Source organism: Pseudomonas sp. F8002, assembly GCF_013385495.1.
GTDB lineage: Bacteria > Pseudomonadota > Gammaproteobacteria > Pseudomonadales > Pseudomonadaceae > Aquipseudomonas.
Window position 1 is genome coordinate 60,282 of record NZ_JACAPW010000029.1, and the last position, 23,408, is coordinate 83,689.

Here is a 23,408-nt window from a genome sequence, read left to right on the forward strand (position 1 = left end):
CGGTGTCTCTCCATAAGGGCAGCAAGGCGCTGCTACCTGTACTACCCACGGCACGCGCAAACGGATGCAGCGATTAGAAAATAAATCTTCAAGGGCGCACACTGTGGGCCCCCGCACTACCAGAGGAGAGATTGACGATGACCGGTGTTCACAAGTCTGCTCAACAGGGTTTCTCTACTCAGGCCGTCACGTACGCCCAAGGCCGGCCGGACTATCCACGGCAACTCACGGGTTGGCTCACCGACGCCCTGCAGATCAATCCCCACTCCACGGTCATCGACCTGGGCGCCGGCACCGGCAAGTTCACCCGCTTGCTCAGCACCGTGGCGCCGACGTTGATCGCAGTGGAGCCGGTGGAGGCAATGGGCGCGCAGTTGCACAAACTGCTGCCCCAGGTGCGCCTGCTGTCGGGCACCGCTGAAGCCATCCCCCTGGAGTCGGCCACCGCTGATGCCCTGGTGTGTGCCCAGGCGTTCCATTGGTTTTCCACGGAAGCGGCCCTGGCGGAAATTCACCGGGTGCTCAAGCCGGAGGGTCGCCTGGGGTTGATCTGGAATGTGCGGGATGAGTCGGTGGACTGGGTCGCGGCCATCACCGAAATCATCACGCCCTACGAGGGCGACACACCGCGCTTTCATACCGGACGTTGGCGCGAGGCCTTTACCGGCGAGTATTTTTCCGCCCCCGAAATGACCTGCTTCCCCTACAGCCATGTCGGCAGCCCCCAGGAAGTGATCATGGACCGCTTCCTTTCCGTGAGCTTTATCGCCGCATTGCCACCGGCAGAAAAGGCGCAGGTGACTGAGCAGTTGCAGTCGCTGATCAACACGCATCCGGCCTTGCGCGGCCGTGAGACGGTTGCGTTTCCGTACCAGACCCAGGCTTATCGCAGCCAGCGGCTGACCAGAAAGGCATAAAGTCAGATCGTTTTGATATAAGTAGTTATAAGAAAAATCGCTATGCTGCGGCCAGAATTTTATAAGGCCGCAGGTAGTGGTAATGGATGTAGGTAATTTTGGTTTCTCGATTGCTGGCCTGATTGTTGGATTTATCGTGGGAATGACCGGTGTAGGCGGGGGCTCGTTGATGACGCCGATCCTGCTCTGGTTCGGCATCAACCCGGCCACCGCCGTGGGCACCGACCTGTTGTACGCCGCCATCACCAAGTCCGGCGGGGTGCTGGTTCACAGCAAGAATCGCAACATCGACTGGACCATCACCGGCTGGCTGACCCTGGGCAGCGTGCCCGCCGTGTTGCTGACCTTGTGGTTTCTCAAGAGCCTGGACACCGACCCCGCCGCCTTGAACGCGGTGATCAAGCAGTCCCTGGGCGTGGTCTTGCTGCTGACGGCCACGGCGATCCTGTTCAAGAACAAGCTGTTGGCCTTTGCCCAGCGGCATGCCGGCGACGACTACAAGATGGCGCCGCGCAACCTCAATGCGCTGACCATCATCACCGGCGCTGTCCTCGGTACCATGGTGGCCCTGACCTCCATCGGCGCCGGTGCCCTGGGCACGGTGGCGCTGTTTATCCTGTACCCGTTCCTGGCCACCAAGCGCCTGGTGGGTACCGAAATCGCCCACGCCGTGCCGCTGACCCTGGTCGCCGGCCTCGGCCACGCCAGCATGGGCAACATGGACTGGACCCTGCTGGGCTTCCTGTTGCTGGGCTCGCTGCCGGGGATTTATGTCGGCAGCCACATGGCCGGCAAGGTCCCGGACGGGATATTGCGTCCTTGCCTGGCGTTCATGCTGGTGATGATCGGCTTCAAGCTGGCGTTTTAACGCGCCGGCCCATTGCCGATCTGCCACACAAACGGCGGCTCGGTGCGGTTGATCACCCAGTCGCCGACAATCCGCGCCTTGTAGATCACCGGGTTGTGGGACGACACGGTGCGGGCGTTGCGCCAGTGCCGGTCGAGGGCTTTGCCCTGGCGCACATCCGAAGCCCCCAGTGCGTTGAACAGTTCAGTGGTGGCGCGCTGGATCAGTTCCGAGACCACCACCTGCGCCGTGGCTGATTCGATTTCGGCGGTCACATTGGCTTCGCGCTCCACGGCATCGTCCCCACCGAACCGCGCCACATAAGCCCGCTGCGCTGGAACTGCGGCTTTCAATGCGCTGGCTTCGGCGGCGTATACCAGTGCTGCCACTTCACCCACCACCTGCTGAATCTGCGAGTCCTGGCTCACATGGGCGGCATTGCCATGGCTGTAGATCCGTTTGCGGCTGCGCACCTGATGCGCCACATCCTTGAGGGCCGCGCGGCCGATGCCGGCAAGGGTGGCGAGCAGCACCAACTGATAGAACGCAGTCTGGTATTTGAAGCGCGTGGCAAAGTCGATGACGTTTTCCGCCTCCACCACCGCATCGGTAAAACGCGAGGTGCCGCTGCCGGTGGTGCGTTGGCCAAAGCCGTCCCAGTCATCGCTTTGCACCACGCCGGGCTGGCGGGTGCGGGTGGCGGCAATCACATCGCCGCCGGTGTCGCTGCGTTGGGCATAGACGTCGATCCAGTCGGAAAACAGGCTGCCGGTGCTGTAGAACTTTTCACCGTTGAGTTTCCATTTGTCGGCGTCGGGGCTGACTTTAGTGACGACATCGCCGATGGCCACGCTGCCGATTTCGGTCCAGGCGCAGCCCACGATGTCACCGTCGACAAAGCGTTTGAACCAGAGGTCTCGCGCCGCGCCGGGGGCGGCATTCAGGCGGTCTTCGGCAAACGCGAAGTGCCCGCGCAGGGCCTGGGGCACGTTGGAGTCGGCTTCGGCCAGTTCGATCAGCAGTTCGAATAGCTGGGGCAGGGAGGCGCCGCCACCGCCGTATTCCACCGGGACGCGCACGGCGCCAAAGCCGGCTTGCTTGAGCCATTGGATCGGCTCGTAGGGCAGGGCGCGGGTTTGTTCGCGCTCTACGGCACCCTCGGCGATGCGTTGGAAAATCGGCCGGAAGCGTTCGGCCAGGGCGTGATAATCGACGCCGGTGGACAGTGGATTGATCACGTGATGTTCGGTCATGGGGACGGTTCCTGGGCAGTGAGATAGGTGAGCTATTGCACGGTCCATGCCGGGCGCGAAGGCACGTATTTACGGGACGGGTGCCGATTCAACTGTTGTTCCTGCAACAGCAAAACGACAAACCGCTGCAATCCACGACAGCTCGGAACAGGCTGCTTTTCGCCTGTTTCCGCGCTCGAAGGCCGGTAGTGCGGGCCTCTCACGCCCACTGGCACAGTTGCTGCTCCACACCTCGTACATGCCAATCCGCGAGGTACAGTCCAATGAGTCAGCAAGCCGTCAAATTTGCCTACTGGGTGCCCAACGTCAGCGGAGGGCTGGTGGTCAGCAAGATCGAACAGCGCACCCACTGGGGCATCGACTACAACCGCAAGCTGGCGCAGTTGGCTGAAGAAGCCGGCTTTGAATACGCCCTGACACAGATTCGTTTCACCGCCGGTTATGGCGCCGAATACCAGCATGAGTCGGTCGCGTTCAGCCACGCGTTGCTGGCGGCCACCACCACGCTCAAGGTGATCGCGGCAATCCTGCCGGGCCCCTGGCAACCTGCGCTGGCGGCCAAGCAACTGGCAACCATCGACCAACTCACCAACGGCCGCGTGGCCGTCAACATTGTCAGCGGTTGGTTCAAGGGCGAGTTCCAGGCCATCGGCGAACACTGGCTGGAGCATGACGAGCGTTATCGCCGTTCCGAAGAATTCATTCGCGCCCTGAAAGGCATCTGGACCCAGGACAACTTCACCTTCCGGGGTGATTTCTATCGCTTCGACAACTACAGCCTCAAGCCCAAGCCACTGGGCGAGCCCCACCCGGAAATCTTCCAGGGTGGCAGTTCGCGGGCCGCGCGGGACATGGCGGCACGGGTGTCGGACTGGTACTTCACCAACGGCAACACCCCGGAAGGCATCAAGGCCCAGGTCGATGACATTCGCGCCAAGGCGGCGGCCAATAACCATTCGGTGAAAGTCGGTGTGAATGCGTTTGTGATCGCCCGCGACACCGAGGAAGAAGCCCGCGCCGTGCTCGCGCAAATCATCGAGCAGGCCGACCCGGAAGCCGTCAACGCATTTGGCGACGCGGCGAAGCAGGCGGGCAAGGCATCACCGGAAGGTGAGGGCAACTGGGCCAAGTCGACCTTCGAGGATCTGGTGCAATACAACGACGGCTTCAAGACCAACCTGATCGGCACCCCGCAGCAGATTGCCGAGCGCATCGTCGCCTTGAAGGCGGTCGGCGTGGACCTGGTACTGGCCGGCTTCCTGCACTTTCAGGAAGAAGTGGAATACTTCGGCAAGCGTGTATTACCGCTGGTGCGCGAACTGGAAGCCAAGGCCGGGATCAAGCAAGTCGCCTGAACACCACCACCGCTGCCCGCAATTTGTTATTGCCGAACCGGCACATTCGCTCGAACTCCCCATGGCTGACCGGCAGATGCTGGCAGTCCATGGGCTGGCGGTGCTGGCTGTGATCCACGTCCGGGTCGTGCAGGTACACGAAGTCTTCGTCGCAGTCGGTGACGATTACCCAGTGGGGCGACTTGGAGCGGGTCAGGCGGTAGCTGCTGATCAACACCAGCGGCTGGCCGCCGTCGCGCAGCACCTGGGGTAAATCCAGCGGGCCGCCGAGCACTTGCTCAACGTCGCTCAAGGCCAACTCTTCCTCGAAGGCGTCATGCACCAAACGCATGACGTCTTTTTTATGCTGATCACGTACCCCGTCGAGAAACAACGGCCCGCTGACATTGACCTGCATGCGCACCCGAAAGCCCCGGCGCCAGGCGGCCAGCGCCAAACCCTGAGGGCTGCAGCCGCCATGGCCGGCGGTCATGAACACGGTGGTTGCCTCGCGCCAGATCTGCAGTTCTTCCCGGCGCTGGGCCACCCGCGCAGGTTCCAGGGCACCCATGGCCATCAGCAGGCTGGCGGCGCCGCAGGTGAAGTCGGTGGTTTGCTGGTAATAGGGCACGCTCAAGGCGCGCGCGTCCTGGTGCTGGAGGATGCGTTTCTCCAGGCGCAGGGCAGGGGCGTGGTCTTCGTAGTAGTCGTTGACCAGGGCAAAGCGCCGGTAGCCGTTGCGCTCATACAGGGCAATGGCGCCGGGGTTGTCGGTACGCACTTCCAGGCGCAGGTAGGCGCAGTCATGCTCCACCGCACAGGCTTCGATGCGCGTCAGCAGTTGTTTGCCCAGGCCCAGGCCCCGGGAAGACTCGGCGATGGCGATGGAGTACAGGCGCGCCAGCGAGGTGCCCCGGTGGAACAGCACCAGGGCGTAGCCCAGCAATTCGCCGTGTTTTTCTGCCACCAGCAGTTGCCCGTGGGCGCGACTGACCATCCACTGGAAACTGCGGGTGGAGAGCCGGTCCGTGGTGAAACAGTGCTGTTCCAATGCCACCAATGCAGGCACGTCATCGGGTGTTGCAACGCGAAAGGAAAGAGCCATGTGACCGCCGTAAAAGTTGCGTAACGAAACGGGACTTCTCTAAAAGATCGTGCTTAATAGAAAAGGTCTAGTTCTCTAAAGCGGATCAATCAATATGTCAGCGGTACAAGGTCATTGGCGTGAAGTATCCGAGCAAACAGTGGCGGCGACAATAACTTCCAACGGTTATTTTTCCAGCCCTCCCAAGAGTGCAAGTCAGGTCGTGATCATTGTCGAGCGCAAGGAAGACTGGGCCTCGTACTTCCCCAGCGAAGACATCGTCACCGCCCAGGAATACCTTGAGCAAACCCGGGAAAACGAGACGGGCAAGCGCGTGCAGGTGATCAACCTGTGCCGCAGCTACAAGTACCTGGGGCACGGCTATTACTGCTCGCTGCTGGCCGAGGCGCGGGGGCACAAGGTGATTCCGTCGGTGCGCACCATCAGCGAACTGACGAAAAAGTCCCTGTACGGCCTGGCCCTGGATGACCTGGATAAAACCCTCGATAAAGCCTTGAGTCATCATCTCTACAGCAACACCGAGGGCTTTACCCTGACACTTTACTTTGGCCGGACCAATATTGAACCCTTGCAGGATCTGGCCCGCCAATTGTTTGAAGCGTTTCCCTGCCCGATCCTGTTAGTTGAGTTTCGCAAGAATAACGGCTGGCACATCGAAGGCATCAAGTCTGGCGTATTGCACAAGTTGCGTGATGACCAGGAAGACCAATTCGCCAATGCCCTGGACAACTTCAGCCGCAAGATCTGGCGTCAACCGCGCTCCCGCCGTCTGGCCCGCTATGACCTGGCGATCCTGCACGACCCGCAGGAACAACTGCCGCCGTCCAACGCCCGCGCCCTGGAAAATTTCGTCCGGGTCGGCAAGGGGCTCGGCATCGACGTGGAACTGATCGAACGCAAGGACTACGCCCGCCTGGCCGAATACGACGCCCTGCTGATCCGCGAGACCACCAGCGTCGACAACCACACCTACCGCTTCGCGAAAAAGGCCGAAAGCGAAGGGCTGGTGGTGATGGACGACCCGGCCTCGATCCTGCGCTGTACCAACAAGGTCTACCTCACGGACCTGCTGAAAAGCCATCAACTGGGCATGCCCGCCACCGAAATTCTCTACAAGGAGCGACCCGAAGATTTCGAAAGGGTGGGTGAGCGCCTCGGCTTCCCGCTGGTGTTGAAGATCCCCGACGGGTGTTTCTCCCGCGGCGTGATCAAGGTCGAAAGCCAGCAAGCGCTGCTGACCGCCACCGCCGAACTGTTCGAGCATTCCGTGTTGCTGCTGGCCCAGGAATTTTTCTACACCGAGTACGACTGGCGCATCGGCGTCCTCAACCGCAAACCGATCTTTGCCTGCCAGTACTTCATGTCCAAGGGGCATTGGCAGATCTACAACCACAAGGCCATCGGCCAGGACATCAACGGCGAGTGCCGTACCCTGGCGGTTCACGAAGCCCCCAAGGCGGTGGTGGAACTGGCGGTAAAAACCGCCAACCTGATCGGCGACGGCCTGTACGGCGTCGACCTCAAGCAATCCGGCGACAAGGTGGTGGTGATCGAGGTCAACGACAACCCCAACATGGACGCCGGCATCGAAGATGCCTACCTGCAAGACGACTTGTATTCCCTGGTACTGGAAGAGTTCGTGCGACGCCTGGAGTTGAAGCGTCAAGGCCAGGTGTGGTGACGCGCGATGATCCAGCGCTTTGAGTTATCCGAGGGCAAGCTTTACAACACCCTGGGCGATAGCGGGAATATCCTGCTGTTCAGCAATCCGGACCCCCACGAGCGCAAGTACCTGCGCGACTGCTACAAGCTCGATGAACATGCCCTGGCCTCGGCGCTGGACCCGGACGAAGTGTCGCGCATCGAGTTCCACCCCGATAACCTGTTCCTGATCTGGAAGCGCCCGGAGAACTATTCCGGCGGCGGCAACCTGGTGTTTGAAGTATCGTCCTGCGGCCTGTTGTTTTCCGGGGACCAACTCCTGGTGATCGCCACCGACGACAGCCAGCTCTCCGGGCTGGGTGCGCGCCGGCCATTGCGCACGCCGCTGGATGTGTTGCTGGACTTGCTGCTCAACAACATCCATCACTACCTGGGCCACCTCAAGGTGATCAAGATGGTCGCCCGGGAACTGCAGCAGCAGTTCAATGCATCGATGAGCAATCGCCACCTGATGCAGATGTTCAACCTCAGCGAAAGCCTGATCTATTACATCAACGCCCTGCACAGCAACGGCGCGGTGCTGACGCGCCTGCGCAACCATGGGGAAAAGGAACATTTCAGCGCCGAAACACTGGGCCTGATCGATGACCTGATTATCGAGAACAACCAGTGCTACAAGCAGGCGGAGATTTACTCCAACGTGTTCTCCGGGCTGATCGACGCCCGGGGCAACCTGATGAACAACAGCATGAACAACCTGCTGCGCAAGCTGACGCTGATCAACGTTGTGTTCCTGCCGTTGAACCTGATCGCCAGCGTGGGCGGGATGTCGGAGTTCAGCATGATGACGGCGGGCACGCCGTGGTGGATTTCGTACCCATTGTTCATGGCCGCGATGGGACTCGGGGCGGGGTTGATGGTGCTGGGGTTGAAGCGGATTGCGGGAGGAGGAGACAAACCGGTTTAGCGTGTAACGGAAATGCCACATTTTCATTTTACTAAGCCACCATGGCCACTACAATGCCGCTCCGCAAAGATCCAAGCCATGGATAGGTAAAATGCAATTCCGAAAAAATATAAATGCCTTGCGCGCAGTCGCCGTATTGGCCGTGGTGCTTTTCCACTTCAAAGTCGGTGGGTTCCAGGGCGGGTATGCGGGAGTAGACATTTTCTTTGTCATTTCCGGATTCCTCATGACCGGAATTATTTTCAACGGTCTGCAACAACAGCGTTTCTCGCTACTGGGCTTTTATGCTTCAAGGGCCCGCCGCATTATTCCGGCGCTGGTGGCGCTGTGCGTGGGTCTACTGGTTTTCGGTTTTGTCTACCTGTCTTTGGATGACTACCGAGAGCTGATCAGAACGATCAAAAGCAGCCTGTTGTTCAGTTCCAACTTTATGTTTGCCAAGGGCGGCAATTACTTCGCTGCGCCCCTGCATGAGAACTGGCTGTTGCACACCTGGTCGCTGTCGGTCGAGTGGCAGTTCTACATGATTTATCCGGTGCTGTTGATGGCACTGCACAAGATGCTGGGCCTACACAAAGCCAGGATCGCCCTCGTGGTACTGGCGCTGGCTTCCCTGGCAGCGTCGGTGTATGTGACCAACAGCAATCCGGTCTTTGCCTTCTATATGTTGCCTACCCGTGCCTGGGAACTGATTGTGGGTGGGCTGGTATTCCTGTTTCCACTGCAGATCGGCAAACGAACGAGCCTGATGTTCGAAGGCATGGGGCTCACTGCGATCCTGGCCAGTATTTTGTGTTTTTCGGAACAAGACCTGTGGCCCGGGTATCTGGCCCTGTTGCCGGTACTCGGTGCCGCGCTGGTGATTGCTGCCAATACCGAGTCGGCCTTCAGTACCAACAGGGCGTTGCAGTTCTCGGGTACGCTTTCCTACTCCGTGTACCTGTGGCACTGGCCGCTGGTGGTACTTCTTTACACCTGTGGGCTGCTGGGCAGTTGGCCGCACGTGACGGCCGGCATTGTTCTGTCGTTCGTGCTGGGCGCGCTTTCGTATTACTTCGTCGAGTCAAGGACACGAAAAATCACTACGCCACCCCGTGCGATTTTCAAATATGCATCATTGGTGGTGGGGGTGGTGGGCGTTTCAGCGATCACTTCGTCCGTGGTCAAGGACCATCCAGGCATCAGGTTCGCCTATGTCGATTTGGGCCAGCCGGCTTACGTCAGCAAGCTGTATGAGCAGGAGTGCTTTGCCAATCCCTACGATGCAGCCGAGTGCAAACTGGGCAAAGGCGAGGTGTCTGTCATCATCTTCGGCGACAGCCATGCCCAAGCCACCGCTGCAGCGGTGCAGATTGAAAACCCGCAGGCTTCACTGTCCTGGGCACGCGGTGGTTGCCCAACACTGCAGCACTTCGATATGCACGATAAGGAACTTGCCAGCCAATGCCATGGGTTCAACGCTGACAAGATGAACAGGCTCAAAACGTCTTACCACGGTGTCCCTGTGGTTCTGTTCAGTCGTGCATCGCTGTATTCGGATTCGAGCAGGGGCAACAGCTATCGTATTTACTTCCCCGGCCAGGAGCATCTTGCCGGCCAGGCATTTGTCGATACCTACACCGCCGAATACACCAGGACCGTGTGTTCTATCGCTGAAAACCATCCGGTGTATATCGTCAAGCCTATTCCAGAAATGCCCTTCAGTATCTACAAAGGCTTGAACCTGCATAAGCGAATCTTTCAGAGCACATCGGACATTTCGATTTCCTTGAACGCCTACGAGCAACGAAACCGCATTGCCGTGCATGCGATCGAGGCTGCCGCGAAACAGTGCAATGCCACAGTCATTGATCCGACGCCCTACCTATGCCCGAACGGGCGCTGCATGGGGTCCAAGGGCGGTGTGCCATTGTATTTCGACGACAATCATTTGGTGGACTCCGGGAATGAGGAGCTCAAAGGCTTGTTCAAGCAGGTCATTGCCCCGATATAAGTGCTATCAGTAGCTGGAGCGAGTTATCTCGCTCCAGCATTCAGGGCTGCAACGTCAGCACCTCAAACCCATCCCGCGTCACCGCCACGGTATGTTCCCACTGTGCCGACAGGCTGTTATCCCGTGTCACCACCGTCCAGCCATCCTTCAAGCTGCGCACCTTGGCGCTGCCCTGGTTGAGCATCGGCTCAATGGTAAACACCATGCCTTCACGCAGTTCGAGCCCGGTACCGGGGCGGCCGAAGTGCAGGACCTGCGGGTCTTCGTGCATCTCGCGGCCAATGCCATGCCCGCAATATTCACGCACCACGCTGTAGCCGTTGCTCTGGGCATGGTTCTGGATGGCGTAGCCGATATCCCCCAGGCGTGCGCCGGGCTTGACCTGGCGGATGCCGGCCCACATCGCTTCGAAGGTCATTTCCACCAGGCGCCGGGCCTTGGGCGAGACATTGCCGATCATGTACATCTTGCTGGAGTCGGCGATATAGCCGCCTTTCTCCAGGGTGATGTCGATGTTGACGATGTCGCCGTCCTTGAGCACGGCCTTGGCGCTGGGCATGCCATGGCACACTACCTCGTTGATCGAGGTATTGATGCAGAAGGGATAGTCGTACTGGCCCAGGCTCGCCGGTCGCGATTGCAGGTCATTGCGGATGAAGGCTTCCACCGCGCTGTCGATCTCCAGGGTCGACTGGCCGGCGGCGACAAAACCGTCGAGCATGGTAAACACCTGGGCCAACAGGCGGCCGGATTCGCGCATCACGGCAAGTTGTTCGGTGGTCTTGATCATTCGCTGCGCCCCCGGATCAGGTCGGGCTTGTCCAGCAACAGTTTGTTGATCAGGTCGTTATAGGCCAGGTGTGGATTGAGTTCGGCGAGCAGGCCGATCTTGATCCAGAACTCGGCCTGGGCGTTGATGGAACGGTCCATGGTGGCGCTGGCCAGACGGAGTTGTTCGTGCAATTGGTCGGTGATCTTGACGATGCCCATGAGCTTCACTGTGTCGAGTTGATATACAAAGCGTATACGTTTCGTATGTTCCACGTAAAGCCTGGCGTTTCGCCATTGACTTGCCCGGTGGCGCCGGTTAATTTTGATTCATGACATTTCAAACCTTTCGTTGCCAGCCAAGCATTATTACCGCCATTCCTCATTTGGCGGGATAGCGCTCGGCTGTACCCAAACCCGCCCTAGAGGCGGGTTTTGTTTTTCCGTCTTCAGGGCCCTGCAAACACCCAGGAGACATCCATGAGTACCCGCCCCGCGAGCCAGCCCCAGGATTCGGGATTGCTTGAGCACTACGTGAAGAAGATCCTGGCCGCCCCGGTCTACGACCTGGCGGTGCGTACGCCGTTGCAGGTGGCGCCGGCGCTGTCGGCATTGCTGGACAATCAGATCCTGCTCAAGCGCGAAGACCTGCAACCGACCTTTTCCTTCAAGATTCGAGGCGCCTACAACAAACTGATGCAGCTCAGTGCCGAGCAAAAGGCGCGAGGCGTGATCACTGCTTCTGCGGGTAATCATGCCCAGGGCGTGGCATTGGCGGCGCGGGAGTTGGGGATCAAGGCGACGATTGTCATGCCGTGCACCACCCCGGAGTTGAAAGTGTTGGGCGTGCGCTCCCGAGGCGGCGAGGCGGTGTTGCATGGGGCCAGCTTTCCGTTCGCCCTGGCCCACGCGTTGCAACTGGCCGAGGCCACAGGCAGTACCTTTGTCTCGCCATTCGACGACCCGGACGTGATTGCCGGGCAGGGCACCGTGGGCATGGAAGTGCTGCGTCAACAGCAGGGCCCGCTGGACGCGATCTTTGTCCCCGTGGGCGGCGGCGGATTGATCGCCGGTATCGCGGCCTACGTCAAATACCTGCGCCCCGAAGTGCGCATCGTCGGCGTCGAGCCCGAAGGCTCCAGTTGCCTGCTGGCAGCCTTGCGCGCAGGGAGCCGGGTGGTGCTGCCGAGCGTCGACAGCTTTGCCGACGGGACTGCCGTGGCCCAGATAGGCGCCCATGGTTTTGAAATCTGCCGACACCACGTGGATGAGGTGATCACCGTCAGCAACGACGAACTGTGCAGCGCCATCAAGCTGATCTACGACGATACGCGATCAATTACCGAACCTTCGGGGGCGCTGGCTGTGGCGGGTATCCGCAAGCATGTCGCGAAGACCGGGATCCAGGGACAAACATGGGTGGCGATCAACTCGGGAGCCAATATTAACTTTGATAGTTTGCGACATGTTGCCGAACGAGTGGCGGCTCAAGCAGATTAAACGTTTAATCTAATGAAAATTTAATGTTAGTCGCAGCCACCCGTTTGGAGGGTGTTTATTTCCGCTGGAAATAGTTTCGGGAAGGCGCTTGTTCTTACAGTCTTTCAATTTGCATGACGCCAACCGGTGCTTATTGCAGGATGCATGAGTCGGTGGCCGGTATTTCGTTCGAATATGCCGATTTTCCTGGGCCTTGGCAGGCCATGCCCGACGGCATGTTTAATGCTTCATAAGATCCTGTTACAACTCTGAATGAGCAACAAATACCGCTGTTGATCCCCCAAACGAACGGGTTAATGGCGGTCTGCCACGTAACTTATATAAGTAACGTTGTCGCTTATGAGGAAAGGATCCAACGCAACTCTGAACGGCCTAGTAGGCTGGGTACGTGAAGCCGTCTGCCAGGGCTGGCAAGGCGCAAAAAGGTGAACGTCTGATCACGGTCGCCAGCAATAAGAATATTGATAACAATCGATTGGCAATCTCATAAAAGGAGAGGTCGGCCATGCTTTCGGATCTGGAACTACGCGGCATCATTGAAGGAAGTTTTCTGCCCAAGCGCTGTGAAGTCACCAAGGCGTCGGACGCCTCGCTGACGGTCAAGGTCTATCACGAGATCGATCATGACCGGGTCGACCTGGTGGTCACCGGCATTTGCGCCAACAAGCTCGACAGCAGTCGGGCGATCTGCAACTTGATTACCGAGTTGCGTGAAGACCTCAAGCATACCCACACCCAGGCCCCGGCCCTCAAACGAGCCGGCGCGCGTCCTTTCTATTAAACGGACGGTTGAGCTTCAGTCAGTGAAGACTTGCGGGCCTGGATAAATGCCAGGCCCAACGCCGTTTCCTTGATCCTTTCGGCCGTGAAGCGGCCGGCAAGGGTAACGCCTGGCGACCGCAGGAGCGAGCTCGCTCACCCCTGCAACGGCGCTGCAATCACATCAGTTCTGGAAATCACACGCCTCGGACATTTTGCGATAACCCACGTCCTGGACTTTCCCTTGGCTGTCCACGAACTTGATATCGGCATTGATCACTTTGCAGACATTAGTGTCGGGTTCGTGCATGGCAAGTACCTTCTGCACATCCATCTTCTCGCCGTAGTGGTAAGGCGTGATGACGGGTGCGGTGTCAGCCTGCGCCATCCCCGTTACAGTCGTCAGGGCCAGTGCAGCGCCGAGCATTAACGTACCCAGTTTCATGGTGTTTCTCCGCAAGTCGTTCGCAGGCTCAACAACGTGATGAGCCGCGGCCGCCCTGGGCAATGGCGAGTGCCATGCGAGTGCGGTCGATTCAACTGTCGTCCCGGGGGATTAACCATCGATTAAGTGAGGCTTTACTGACAAAAGCTTCATCTTCAGCACCGTCGATATCTCGCGCGCTTTAACCGGAAAAGTCTGATACGAGCCGGTTAACCCCGCTTGCTACCGTCGCCGCCGGGTCCATCAATCGGATGGCGTTGGCATTGGGTGGAGTTGGTTTGCAAAAGAAAATCGCAGCAGAATTTCTTGGGACGTTCTGGTTGACCTTCGGCGGGTGCGGCAGCGCGATACTGGCCGCGGCGTTTCCGGAGCTTGGGATCGGCTTTGCCGGTGTCGCCCTGGCCTTTGGCTTGACGGTGCTGACCATGGCCTACGCGGTGGGCAGTATTTCCGGTGCGCACTTCAACCCGGCGGTGACCATCGGTTTGTGGGTGGGGCGCCGGATGCCGGGGGGGGACGTGGTGCCGTACATCATTGCCCAGGTGGCCGGTGCGATTGTCGCCGCCGCCGTGTTGGCGCTGATCGCCAGTGGCCGCCCGGGGTTTGAAGTGGGCGCTTTCGCCGCCAACGGCTATGGCCAATTGAGCCCCGGGCAGTACAGCCTGCTGGCTGCGTTGGTGGTCGAGGTGGTGGCGACGTTCTTTTTTGTGTTCATCATCATGCGTGTCACCGGCCCGGGTGCGGCGGTCGGGTTTGCGCCGATTGCCATTGGCCTGACCCTGACGCTGATTCACCTGGTGGCCATCCCCGTCACCAACACCTCGGTCAACCCGGCGCGCAGCACCGGGCCGGCATTGTTTGCCGGCGGGGAATACCTGATGCAGTTGTGGCTATTCTGGGCGGCACCGATAGCGGGTGCGGTGGTGGGCGCCATCGTTGCCCGCGCGGTTACCTGCCCCCGGGAGGCGTGAGCCTACCAGCTCATGCGTACCCCGGCGTTACCGCTGAAACCCTCCAGCGTGTTGCTGTCCAGTTGGGTGTTGTAGTCCGCCGCCAGGTACACGCTGACGGTGGACGACAACTTGGCGACAACGCCCACACCGAGGTCGGCAGTGGATGACTTGTGATCGGTTTTAATCCGGTCCACGTCGTCGTAGGTCACCGTGTCACTGCCACCGAAGGTGCGCCAGGCGTTGGCTCGCACATACGGTTCGATCGGGGTGTTCTGCACCAGGTAACGCCCCTTCAGGCGTGCGCCGAGGCGGCCGGTCCAGTAGTCCTGGGAGTCGAATGAAACCTTGGAGATCCCGTCATTCTGGTGGTCCATGTCAATCTGCTGATTGATCACCTGCACCTGGGGTTCCACCACCCAGTGTTCGGAGACGGTAATCGGGTAGCCGGCTTCCGCCGAGAGGGCCAGGGCGTGGCCCTTGTTGTCGATCTTCACGTCACGGTCGGACTTGCTGTCACCGTCGAAGCGCGTGCCCATGGCCACCAGGTCCACGTACCAGCCCTTGGGATCGGTGAGGGTCCAATAGGCGCCGAAGTTATCGCCATCCAGCTTGACCCGCCCGGAGCGCTTGTCCTGGAAGCCCATTGAAAAGCCCTTGATGTCACCTTGCAGGCGGCTTTGGCCGATGAACAGGCCGAAACGCTGGAGCTGTCCGCCGCTGGTCTCGGAGGCGTAGAGGTCATGGCCCACTTGATAGCCCTTGATGGAACCGTCGAAGCTCGGCGATACCGTACCCGACCAGCTCTTGTTGAAGTCACTGCCATAGGCACGGCCCCAGCCCGCCGGAACCGGTCCGGTCTCGCTGAGCAGGCTTTGTTCGCCCTGGCGGTCGTGGAAGGTGCCCAGGGCTTGCAGGGTCATCAACTGCGCGGCCGGGACGACCACCGAGTACACCGGCACCTCCAGGCGATACAACGGAATCGGCTCGGCCCCGGCGATGGCGGCAGGCAACACCGGGTTGCTCGCTTCCGACTCCGGCGAGGTGGCAGCCGCGACCTGGCTGGGTGGCGGAGCAGGGGGCTCGACCGGGGCGACGGGTTGCGAGGTCGGTGGCTCGACGGGCGGTTCATCCGGCGCGACCACGGGCGGCACTGGCGGGATCGGCGGCACGGGCACCACCACCGGTGGCGTCGGCGGTACAGGTGGCACCACCGGTGGCTGCACGGCGACCACCGACGAACGCAAGTACCAGTTATTTTCCGTGCCGGCGGTGACACCCCCTTTGAACAGTAGATACTCATAAGCTCCGGCAGATACCGAGCCTTTCAGGGCAAACGCATCGGTGCTGGTGGTGGCGCCGTTGAGGGCTTGCACCACTTCGATTCCGCTGTTTTGCGTGAGACCGCCCAGGCCGCCGAGATTGCTCACGGTCATTTGTGTGTGCCCGCTGATGGTCCCGTCAGACACAACCAGTTTGTCGGTGGCCGAGTTCTCGTCGCCCAGCACGGTTTGCAACCAAAGCTGCCCATTGTTGCCGACGTAGTTGCCGTACACCGTCAACGTATCGGTGGCGCTGTTGCTGCGGCTGGTCATGTCGATGGTGCCGGCATTATTCAGAGTGGCCAGTGCGCCTGCGGTGTAGGGGCGGATACTGCCTTGCGTCACGCCCAGGGTGCTGCTGCCATCGATGTTGAAGGTGCCGGTATTGCTGGCACTGTCGCCTAGGAAAAAGTCGCCGGCCAGGTCGAAACGCGAGTTGTTGTTGAGGTTGACCGTTTCCCAGCCGATATAGCGGGCGGCGGTGCTGGAAGTGGTGTTGTCGAAGGTCAGTTGGTCGTTGCCCAGGCCGCCGTCAATCGAAGGCGTCGTGCCGAGCAGGTTTTCGTCGAGGCCGCTGAGCAGCGCGGTGTCGTCGCCATCGCCCATCAGCACCGCGGACCTGATCTGGCCGCCATTGAGCCAGTTGAGTGTGTCGTTGCCGACACTGGCGCGGATCTCGCCGTTGATCACGCCGCCACTGACGGTAATGCTGTCGTTGCCGCCACTGGTGCTGATATTGCCGCCGATGCTGCCGCCGGAGACGATGATGGTATCCGTGCCGAAACCGGTCACCAGGTTGCCGAGGATCGACCCGCCGGACATGTCGTAGATGTTGTTGTCGAGCTTCATGTCGACCCGGCCGATGGTGCCTGCGGTTTGCCGGGCCACGTCGCCATCCTCGAAAGCGCCGACGATGGTGCCGCCGGTCATCAGGAACGTGTCGCGGCCATCGCCCTGGGCCAGGGACTGGATCTGCCCGCCGCTCATCACGAAATCATCGATGCCGTTGCCCTGGGAAACCGCACCGGTCACGGTGCCGGCGCTGATTTGGAAGCGATCGGCACCGTCGCCCTGGGTGATACTCCCGACAATGCGCCCGGAGTTCATGTCGACGAAATCAGTGCCGGCGCCGAAAGTGATATTGCCGTTGATGGTGCCCGTGCCGCCTGCGGGCAGGGTCAGGGTGTTATTGCCGGCAAGGTCCGTAAGCCCAGTCGGACTGCTCCCGCTGTCGCAGGTGTAGGCATCGTTGCCAGGACCCGGGGTGAGCACGCAAGCCGCCAGGGCTTGTTGGGGGGCCAGGTAATGCAGTGAGAGGATGCCGACAGCCAACACGGCGCAAGGCTGAAAAGTCCGTTTATTGCGCATGGATCTGCCCTGTTTTTGTTATAGAAACTGCACATGTTTCTTGGGTCTAGTACAGTTTTTACACAATGCAGAATTTTCGGACAGATAACCGCAGGGCTGTAAGCCACGTGATACGTGGCTTACATAGTGGCATATTGATTTTTTTGCCGCGTATTTGTCAGTCCAGCTGACGACGATAGGGCAGGTCCGGACCGGTCTTGCTGCAGGTGAGTGCCGCGGCGCGGATAGCGAAGGTGAGCATGCTGCTGATCTGCTCCCGGGTCAGCTGTTGCAGGCCCTCCACCGAGTCCAGTTGCTGCTCGGTCAGCCAGGCAATCAACGCGGCCTGGAAGGTATCGCCAGCCCCTACCGTGTCCGCCATGACCACCTTGACCGCCGGCGCCGACCAGCTGCCGTACTGGCGGCTGAACACCGTGGCGCCGTCGCCGCCGCGGGTCAGGAACACCAGCTGGCAACGGTGCTGCAACCAGCCTTGCAGGACGCTTTCCGGGGTTTGGCCGGGGTAGAGCAGGTGCAGGTCTTCGTCACTGACCTTGATCAGGTCGGCATGTTTGACCAGCTCGGCCACGCGGGCGCGCCACAGCTCGATATCCGGCTCCGGGTTCAGGCGTACGTTGGGGTCGAGGCTGATCAGGCGCTTGCCGCTTTCCCGGCGTACCAGGGCCAGCAGGGTGTCGGCAATCGGCTGCACCACCAGTGAGAACGAGCCGATGTGTACGCCACGCACTTCGTCGCCCAACGCCGGTAGATGCTCAGGTTGCAACTGGCGGTCAGCGCAGCCTTCACCGCGAAAGCTGTATTGCGGTGAGCCATTGGCGCCCACTGCGACCATTGCCAGGGTGGTGGGTGCTGAGAATTCCACGAGGTAATCCTCGCCCACGCCTTCGTCCTTGAGCACCTGCAACAGGCGTCGGCCCAGGTAGTCGTCGGAGATCCCGGCGAAAAATCCCGCGTCGATTCCCAGTCGACGCAAGCCTACCGCGACGTTGAACGGCGAGCCGCCGGCAATCGCCTTGTAATTGACCCTGGATGCCTTGCCGCTGGCATCGTCCTCGCTGAAAAAATCAAACAGCGCTTCGCCACATACCAAATACATATTCGTTCGCTCTTAAAGGGATGCCACGTGCTGTTGATAACGCTCATAAGCCTGCTGGTAGGCGCTGACGCTGCCGGCATCCGGCAGTGTGCGGCTGGCTGCGTCGACGCTCACGCAGCGCTGGCACAACTGCGCCAGGCTTTCACCGGACTGGCACCACGCGGCCTGGATTGCCGCACCCAGGGCTGCGGCTTCGCTTTGTTCGGTGCAGACCACTTCGGTGTTCATGATATCCGCGACCATCTGCCGCCACACCGGGCTTTTCGAGCCGCCGCCGATCAGGCGGATGCTCTGGCTCTGCAGGCCGGTCTGGCGCAGCAGGTCCAGGCCATAGCGCAAGCCGAAGGTAGTGCCTTCGACCACGGCGCGGCACAGGTTGGCGCGGGTCAGGTTGGTCATGGTCAGGCCGTGCAGGCTACCGGTGGCGTGGGGCAGGGCGGGCACCCGCTCGCCATTGAGGAACGGCAGCATGCTCACGCCGTCGGCGCCGATCGGTGCCTGGGCCACCAACCCGTTGAACGCCGCCAGGTCCAGGTCGAACAGCTCGCGGATGACCCCGGTGGCGTTGGTCAGGTTCATGGTGCAGATCAACGGCAGCCAGCCGCCGCTGGATGAACAGAAAGTCGCCACCGACGCCTGCGGGCTGACATTGGCCTGATCGGCAAAGGCGTACACGGTACCGGATGAACCCAGGCTCATGGTGATCACGCCGGGGGCGATATTGCCGGTGCCGATGGCGCCCATCATGTTGTCGCCGCCGCCACTGGAGACTCGCGCATTCGGGTTAATGCCCAGGCGTTCGGCAATGGCTGGCAGGATGGTGCCCACTGGCTGATTGGCGTCGATCAACTTGGGCAGGGCCGCTTCCAGGCGTCCTTCGGGGTCGATGTGGCGCAACAGTGACAGGTCCCATTCACGGGTGCGCACGTTGAAATAACCGGTGCCGGAGGCATCTCCGTACTCCGCGCAGGCGCGGCCGGTGAGCCAGTAGTTCAGGTAGTCGTGGGGCAGCAGGATATGCGCGATGCGGGCGAAAATCTCCGGGTGCTGTTCGCGTGTCCACAGCAGTTTGGACACGGTGTAACCCGGCGCGATGGCCACGCCGAGGCGTTCCAGGGAGCCGCTTTCACCGCCCAGGTGTTGCAGCAGGCGATCGTTTTCCGGCGCGGTTTCGGTGTCGCACCACAGCTTGGCGGGGCGCAGTACCTGACCCTGGTCGTCGAGCAATACCAGGCCGTGTTGCTGGCCGGAGACGCCGATGGCGAGAATGTCCTGGCCGTCCACGCCAGCCTGTTGCAAGGCGCGGTGAGTGGCTTCGGTAAACGCGTCGAGCCACTCCTGGGTGTGTTGTTCGCGGCGGCCATTGGCGCCGCTGATCAGCGTATGGCTGGCGGCGCCCAGGCCCAGGACTTTGCCGCTGCTGGCGTCCAGCACGATGGCCTTGGTGCCCTGGGTGCCGCAGTCGATGCCGAGGTAGAGGTTTTGCTGGGTCATGGTAGGTCGCTCAGCACATTGTTATGGAGAACTCGGTCAATGTGGGAGCGGGCTTGCTCGCGAATAGGGTGTGTCAGTTATGCAAATATTGACTGATCCACCGCTTTCGCGAGCAAGCCCGCTCCCACATTTTTGATTCGGTTCCGTCAGTTGAGATTGGCGAGCAGCCGCTCCAGCGTTTTGCTCACACCCACATCCTGCAGGCTCTCGAAACACCGCTCAAACGCTGCCACAAACTCGGGCGAGTTGGGAATAGCCGTACCAAAAATCTCTTCCACCCCCAGCAGCCGCTTGCTGATCAACGCATCTTCCGTGACCAGCCCCTGGCAAAAATCGGCGCGTGGGTCGGGAATGCGGTAGATCACCCCGTTCTCATCCACGCCTTTCAAGTACAGCGCCCAGGCCGCCACCACCAGCGCAGCACGTTCGGTCTCGCGACCATCGGCAATCAGGCGGTTGATGGTCGGTACGGTGAACTTGGGAAACTTCGACGAACCATCGGAACACACGCGCTCCAGCTGGTCGGCAATCGCCTGGTTGGAAAAGCGGTCCACCAGGGTCTGCTTGTATTCGGTCAGGTCGATACCCGGAACCGGCGCCAGGTTGGGCGTGACGTCCAGGTCCATGTAGGCGCGCATGTAGGCCACGAACAACGGGTCGTTCATGGTCTCGTGGACGAAGCGATAGCCCTTCAGGAAGCCCAGGTACGTCAATGCCAGGTGGCTGCCGTTGAGCAGGCCGATCTTCATCTCTTCATACGGTGTCACGTCATCGGTGAACTGCACGCCCACCGTCTCCCACGCGGGGCGGCCGTTGACGAACTTGTCTTCCAGCACCCATTGCACAAACGGCTCGCAGACCACCGGCCAGGCGTCGTCGATGCCGTGATCGTCATGCAGTTGCAGGCGGTGCGCGGTGCTGGTCATTGGCGTGATGCGGTCGACCATCGCATTCGGGAAGCTCACGTTGGCCTTGATCCACTCGTGCAGGCCAGCGTCATGCAGCGCGGCGAAGGCCAGCAACGCCTTGCGGGTCACAGCGCCGTTGTGGGGCAGGTTATCGCAGGACATCACGGTAAATGCCGGCACCCCGGCGGCCCGGCGCTGGGTCAACGCCGCGCAGATAAACCCGAACACGGTTTTCGGCGAGCCCGGGTTGGCCAGGTCATGCTGGATCTGCGGCAGGTGGGCCATGAACTCGCCGTTGCTGTCGTCGATGCAGTAGCCGCCTTCGGTGATGGTCAGCGAGACGATGCGAATCTGCGGGCTGGCCAGCTTGTCGATCAACGCCTGGGCGCCGTCTTCGGCCAGCAGCATGTCGCTGATGGAGCCGATCACGCGCACTTCGGTGTCGTCGGTGTCGCCCAGTTCATACAGGGTGAACAGGTAGTCCTGGCCGGCCAGGTCGTCCCGCGCCTTGCGGTCCTCGCTGCGCAGGCCCACACCACAAATGCTCCAGTCCAGGCCCACGCCGGTATTCATCAAGGCATCGGTGTAATACGCCTGGTGGGCGCGGTGAAACCCGCCAACGCCGATGTGCGCGATGCCCTGGCTGGTATTGGCAATCGCATAGGCCGGCAGTTGCACTTCGGGCGCCAGTTGCGTGAGGTTTTGCTTGTTCAGTTTCATCGGGAAATTCTCGCGAAATCAGGCGGCGGCGCGCAGTGGGCGGGCCACGGCAACACCCTCAGCGTCGAACAGATGGCATTGGGTCGGGTCCAGGTACAGCTGCAGGGTCTCGCCATACTGGCTGGCCATGTCGCCACGGATCCGCAGGGTCAACGGCTCCTTGCTGGCGGTAATCACGTGGCAGAAGGTGTCGCTGCCGAGGCGCTCGCCGACGTCGGCGGTGACGGTCAGGGTGGCTTGCCCCGGCGCGGCGATTTCCAGGTGCTCCGGGCGAATGCCCAGGGTCACGGCGCTGCCGACGCTCAAGGTCGCGCTGCTCAGGGGCAGGCTGATGCGGCCGCCGGCGTCCAGTTCGACTTCGCAGCTCTGTGGGTCAACGCGAGTGACCTTGCCCTTGAGGAAACCCATTTTCGGCGTGCCCAAAAAGCCTGCCACAAACAGGTTGGCCGGCTGGTGATACAGCTCCAGCGGCGAGCCCACCTGTTCCACGCGGCCGCTGTTGAGTACGACAACCTTGTCGGCCAGGGTCATGGCTTCGACCTGGTCGTGGGTCACGTAGATCATCGTGGCTTGCAGCTCTTTATGCAGGCGCGACAGCTCCAGGCGCATCTGCACGCGCAGCGCTGCATCGAGGTTCGACAGCGGTTCATCGAACAGGAAGATTTTCGGGTTACGCACAATCGCCCGGCCGATGGCGACACGCTGACGCTGGCCGCCAGACAATTGCTTGGGCTTGCGCTCCAGCAACGGGCCCAGCTCCAGGATGCGCGCCGCCTCGTTGACTTTGCTCTCGACAATCTTCTTGTCGACGCCGGCAAGGTCCAGGGCAAACGACATGTTCTTGCGCACGCTCATGTGCGGGTACAGGGCGTAGGTCTGGAACACCATCGCCAGGTCGCGCTTGGCCGGGGTGACTTCGGTGATGTCGCGGCCATCCAGCTCGATGGTGCCTTCGGTGACTTCTTCCAGGCCCGCAATCAAACGCAGCAGGGTGGATTTACCGCAGCCCGACGGGCCGACGAACACCACGAATTCCTTGTCGTTCACTTCAAGGTCGATGCCCTTGATGATGGAGAAACCTTCGAAGCCTTTTTGCAGATTCTTGATTTTCAGGTTGGCCATGATGGGCCTCCGCTTCTAAATATTTTTGAAGGAGCCGTTACTTCACGGCGCCGAAGGACAGACCGCGGACCAGCTGTTTCTGGCTGATCCAGCCAAAGATCAGGATCGGCGCACAGGCCAGGGTCGACACGGCAGACAATTTGGCCCAGAACAAGCCTTCGGGGCTGGAGTAGGAGGCGATCAATGCAGTGAGCGGCGCGGCGTTGGACGAGGTCAGGTTCAGCGACCAGAACGCCTCGTTCCAGCACAGGATCAGCGACAGCAGCACCGTGGAAGCCAGGCCGCCCTTGGCGATCGGCAGCAGCACCCGGACCATTTCCTGCCACAGGGTGGCGCCGTCCAGGCGGGCGGCTTCGAGGATGTCCTTGGGGATGTCCTTGAAGTAGGTGTAAACCATCCAGACCACGATCGGCAGGTTGATCAGGGTGTAGATGATGATCAGCGCAATGCGCGTATCCAGCAGCCCGAAGCTCTTGGCCAGCAGGTAGATCGGCATCAGTACGCCCACCGGCGGCAGCATCTTGGTGGAGAGCATCCACAGCAGCGTGCCCTTGGTGCGCTTGGTCTCGTAGAACGCCATGGAGTAGGCGGCCGGTACCGAAATCAGCAGGCACAGGGCGGTGGCGCTGAAGGAAATCAGCACCGAGTTCCAGGCGTAGCTGAAGTAGTTGCTGCGCTCGTTGATGTGCAGGTAGTTCTCCAGCGTCGGCGTGAAGATGAACTGCGGCGGCGTGGCGAACGCGTCGATTTCGGTCTTGAAGCTGGTCAGCACCATCCAGAAGATCGGGAAGAAAATCAGGATCGCGATGGCCCAGGCCAGGGTGCCGAGCAACACGCTTTGCAGGCGGCGGGATTGTTGAAGCGTCATGGCGCGGCCC

Annotated in this window: 20 protein-coding genes; 9 read left to right on the forward strand and 11 right to left on the reverse strand. The window is 60.7% G+C overall.

Features of this window, described 5'->3' with window-relative positions; all coding sequences use genetic code 11:
- The first annotated feature begins 137 nt into the window (after positions 1 to 137).
- Both HX811_RS21095 and HX811_RS21100 read left to right on the forward strand, forming a co-directional pair.
- A complete protein-coding gene (locus HX811_RS21095; RefSeq protein WP_177047209.1) occupies positions 138 to 917 on the forward strand; it encodes a class I SAM-dependent methyltransferase in 780 nt (259 codons plus the stop codon).
- Positions 918 to 999: 82 nt separating this feature from the next.
- A complete protein-coding gene (locus HX811_RS21100) occupies positions 1,000 to 1,785 on the forward strand; it encodes a sulfite exporter TauE/SafE family protein (RefSeq protein WP_008430805.1) in 786 nt (261 codons plus the stop codon).
- Here the strand turns inward: HX811_RS21100 and HX811_RS21105 are convergent.
- Entirely contained in the window at positions 1,782 to 3,017 is a 1,236-nt protein-coding gene (locus HX811_RS21105) for an acyl-CoA dehydrogenase family protein (protein WP_177047211.1), read from the reverse strand. The two genes, HX811_RS21100 and HX811_RS21105, sit on opposite strands and share 4 nt — an antisense overlap.
- Before the next feature lie 263 nt (positions 3,018 to 3,280).
- On the opposite strand from HX811_RS21105, the gene sfnG reads away from it, so the two are divergent.
- A complete protein-coding gene (gene sfnG / locus HX811_RS21110; RefSeq protein WP_177047213.1) occupies positions 3,281 to 4,372 on the forward strand; it encodes a dimethylsulfone monooxygenase SfnG in 1,092 nt (363 codons plus the stop codon).
- On the opposite strand, the gene HX811_RS21115 is transcribed toward sfnG, so the two are convergent.
- Complete coding sequence (locus tag HX811_RS21115; protein ID WP_177009424.1) at positions 4,356 to 5,456, reverse strand: GNAT family N-acetyltransferase/peptidase C39 family protein; 1,101 nt, start codon at positions 5,454 to 5,456, stop codon at positions 4,356 to 4,358. The genes sfnG and HX811_RS21115 overlap by 17 nt on opposite strands.
- Positions 5,457 to 5,550: 94 nt before the next feature.
- Between HX811_RS21115 and HX811_RS21120 the strand changes: the two genes are divergently transcribed.
- From HX811_RS21120 to HX811_RS21130, 3 genes are all read left to right on the forward strand, one after another.
- A complete protein-coding gene (locus HX811_RS21120) occupies positions 5,551 to 7,137 on the forward strand; it encodes a RimK family protein (protein ID WP_003215278.1) in 1,587 nt (528 codons plus the stop codon).
- Positions 7,138 to 7,143: 6 nt separating this feature from the next.
- Positions 7,144 to 8,085, forward strand: a complete 942-nt coding sequence (locus tag HX811_RS21125; protein WP_177047215.1) for a magnesium transporter CorA family protein — start codon at positions 7,144 to 7,146, stop codon at positions 8,083 to 8,085.
- A gap of 91 nt (positions 8,086 to 8,176) precedes the next feature.
- The gene (locus HX811_RS21130) at positions 8,177 to 10,078 is read left to right on the forward strand and encodes an acyltransferase family protein (protein WP_177047217.1); all 1,902 of its coding nucleotides are present in this window, start codon (positions 8,177 to 8,179) and stop codon (positions 10,076 to 10,078) included.
- 40 nt (positions 10,079 to 10,118) lie between these two features.
- Here HX811_RS21130 and map read toward each other — a convergent pair whose 3' ends face one another.
- Both map and HX811_RS21140 read right to left on the reverse strand, forming a co-directional pair.
- Positions 10,119 to 10,868, reverse strand: coding sequence for a type I methionyl aminopeptidase (gene map / locus HX811_RS21135; RefSeq protein ID WP_003215286.1), 750 nt, complete (start codon positions 10,866 to 10,868; stop codon positions 10,119 to 10,121).
- Positions 10,865 to 11,068: a ParD-like family protein gene (locus HX811_RS21140; RefSeq protein WP_003215288.1), complete on the reverse strand. Its 204-nt coding sequence runs from the start codon at positions 11,066 to 11,068 to the stop codon at positions 10,865 to 10,867. The genes map and HX811_RS21140 overlap by 4 nt, the downstream gene beginning before the upstream one ends.
- A gap of 258 nt (positions 11,069 to 11,326) precedes the next feature.
- Here HX811_RS21140 and ilvA point away from each other — a divergent pair, with 258 nt between their 5' ends.
- Positions 11,327 to 12,346 (forward strand): threonine ammonia-lyase, biosynthetic, encoded by a 1,020-nt coding sequence (ilvA, locus tag HX811_RS21145; protein ID WP_177047220.1) that lies wholly within the window; start codon positions 11,327 to 11,329, stop codon positions 12,344 to 12,346.
- A gap of 505 nt (positions 12,347 to 12,851) precedes the next feature.
- A complete protein-coding gene (locus HX811_RS21150; protein ID WP_003215295.1) occupies positions 12,852 to 13,127 on the forward strand; it encodes a DUF1652 domain-containing protein in 276 nt (91 codons plus the stop codon).
- A 162-nt stretch (positions 13,128 to 13,289) separates the two neighbouring features.
- Here HX811_RS21150 and HX811_RS21155 read toward each other — a convergent pair whose 3' ends face one another.
- A complete protein-coding gene (locus HX811_RS21155; RefSeq protein WP_177047222.1) occupies positions 13,290 to 13,550 on the reverse strand; it encodes a DUF2790 domain-containing protein in 261 nt (86 codons plus the stop codon).
- Between the two features lie 278 nt (positions 13,551 to 13,828).
- Here HX811_RS21155 and aqpZ point away from each other — a divergent pair, with 278 nt between their 5' ends.
- Positions 13,829 to 14,521 (forward strand): aquaporin Z, encoded by a 693-nt coding sequence (aqpZ, locus tag HX811_RS21160; RefSeq protein ID WP_177047224.1) that lies wholly within the window; start codon positions 13,829 to 13,831, stop codon positions 14,519 to 14,521.
- Between the two features lie 2 nt (positions 14,522 to 14,523).
- Here the strand turns inward: aqpZ and HX811_RS21165 are convergent, their stop codons facing one another.
- From HX811_RS21165 to HX811_RS21190, 6 genes are all read right to left on the reverse strand, one after another.
- Positions 14,524 to 17,190, reverse strand: a complete 2,667-nt coding sequence (locus HX811_RS21165; RefSeq protein ID WP_177047226.1) for an autotransporter outer membrane beta-barrel domain-containing protein — start codon at positions 17,188 to 17,190, stop codon at positions 14,524 to 14,526.
- Positions 17,191 to 17,347: 157 nt separating this feature from the next.
- Positions 17,348 to 18,286: a carbohydrate kinase gene (locus HX811_RS21170; protein WP_177047227.1), complete on the reverse strand. Its 939-nt coding sequence runs from the start codon at positions 18,284 to 18,286 to the stop codon at positions 17,348 to 17,350.
- A 12-nt stretch (positions 18,287 to 18,298) separates the two neighbouring features.
- Positions 18,299 to 19,780, reverse strand: coding sequence for a xylulokinase (gene xylB, locus HX811_RS21175; protein ID WP_177047229.1), 1,482 nt, complete (start codon positions 19,778 to 19,780; stop codon positions 18,299 to 18,301).
- Between the two features lie 146 nt (positions 19,781 to 19,926).
- The gene (locus HX811_RS21180; protein ID WP_177047231.1) at positions 19,927 to 21,408 is read right to left on the reverse strand and encodes a mannitol dehydrogenase family protein; all 1,482 of its coding nucleotides are present in this window, start codon (positions 21,406 to 21,408) and stop codon (positions 19,927 to 19,929) included.
- Between the two features lie 18 nt (positions 21,409 to 21,426).
- Entirely contained in the window at positions 21,427 to 22,530 is a 1,104-nt protein-coding gene (locus HX811_RS21185) for an ABC transporter ATP-binding protein (protein WP_003215310.1), read from the reverse strand.
- A 37-nt stretch (positions 22,531 to 22,567) separates the two neighbouring features.
- Complete coding sequence (locus HX811_RS21190) at positions 22,568 to 23,398, reverse strand: carbohydrate ABC transporter permease (RefSeq protein WP_003215312.1); 831 nt, start codon at positions 23,396 to 23,398, stop codon at positions 22,568 to 22,570.
- Positions 23,399 to 23,408 lie beyond the last annotated feature (10 nt).

Bases quoted from the DNA above. Each gene is read 5' to 3' on its own strand.
- HX811_RS21095 (WP_177047209.1), top strand. From the start codon at position 138: ATGACCGGTGTTCACAAGTCTGCTCAACAGGGTTTCTCTACTCAGGCC.
- HX811_RS21100 (WP_008430805.1), top strand. From the start codon at position 1,000: ATGGATGTAGGTAATTTTGGTTTCTCGATTGCTGGCCTGATTGTTGGA.
- HX811_RS21105 (WP_177047211.1), bottom strand. From the start codon at position 3,017: ATGACCGAACATCACGTGATCAATCCACTGTCCACCGGCGTCGATTAT.
- sfnG (WP_177047213.1), top strand. From the start codon at position 3,281: ATGAGTCAGCAAGCCGTCAAATTTGCCTACTGGGTGCCCAACGTCAGC.
- HX811_RS21115 (WP_177009424.1), bottom strand. From the start codon at position 5,456: ATGGCTCTTTCCTTTCGCGTTGCAACACCCGATGACGTGCCTGCATTG.
- HX811_RS21120 (WP_003215278.1), top strand. From the start codon at position 5,551: ATGTCAGCGGTACAAGGTCATTGGCGTGAAGTATCCGAGCAAACAGTG.
- HX811_RS21125 (WP_177047215.1), top strand. From the start codon at position 7,144: ATGATCCAGCGCTTTGAGTTATCCGAGGGCAAGCTTTACAACACCCTG.
- HX811_RS21130 (WP_177047217.1), top strand. From the start codon at position 8,177: ATGCAATTCCGAAAAAATATAAATGCCTTGCGCGCAGTCGCCGTATTG.
- map (WP_003215286.1), bottom strand. From the start codon at position 10,868: ATGATCAAGACCACCGAACAACTTGCCGTGATGCGCGAATCCGGCCGC.
- HX811_RS21140 (WP_003215288.1), bottom strand. From the start codon at position 11,068: ATGGGCATCGTCAAGATCACCGACCAATTGCACGAACAACTCCGTCTG.
- ilvA (WP_177047220.1), top strand. From the start codon at position 11,327: ATGAGTACCCGCCCCGCGAGCCAGCCCCAGGATTCGGGATTGCTTGAG.
- HX811_RS21150 (WP_003215295.1), top strand. From the start codon at position 12,852: ATGCTTTCGGATCTGGAACTACGCGGCATCATTGAAGGAAGTTTTCTG.
- HX811_RS21155 (WP_177047222.1), bottom strand. From the start codon at position 13,550: ATGAAACTGGGTACGTTAATGCTCGGCGCTGCACTGGCCCTGACGACT.
- HX811_RS21165 (WP_177047226.1), bottom strand. From the start codon at position 17,190: ATGCGCAATAAACGGACTTTTCAGCCTTGCGCCGTGTTGGCTGTCGGC.
- HX811_RS21170 (WP_177047227.1), bottom strand. From the start codon at position 18,286: ATGTATTTGGTATGTGGCGAAGCGCTGTTTGATTTTTTCAGCGAGGAC.
- xylB (WP_177047229.1), bottom strand. From the start codon at position 19,780: ATGACCCAGCAAAACCTCTACCTCGGCATCGACTGCGGCACCCAGGGC.
- HX811_RS21180 (WP_177047231.1), bottom strand. From the start codon at position 21,408: ATGAAACTGAACAAGCAAAACCTCACGCAACTGGCGCCCGAAGTGCAA.
- HX811_RS21185 (WP_003215310.1), bottom strand. From the start codon at position 22,530: ATGGCCAACCTGAAAATCAAGAATCTGCAAAAAGGCTTCGAAGGTTTC.
- HX811_RS21190 (WP_003215312.1), bottom strand. From the start codon at position 23,398: ATGACGCTTCAACAATCCCGCCGCCTGCAAAGCGTGTTGCTCGGCACC.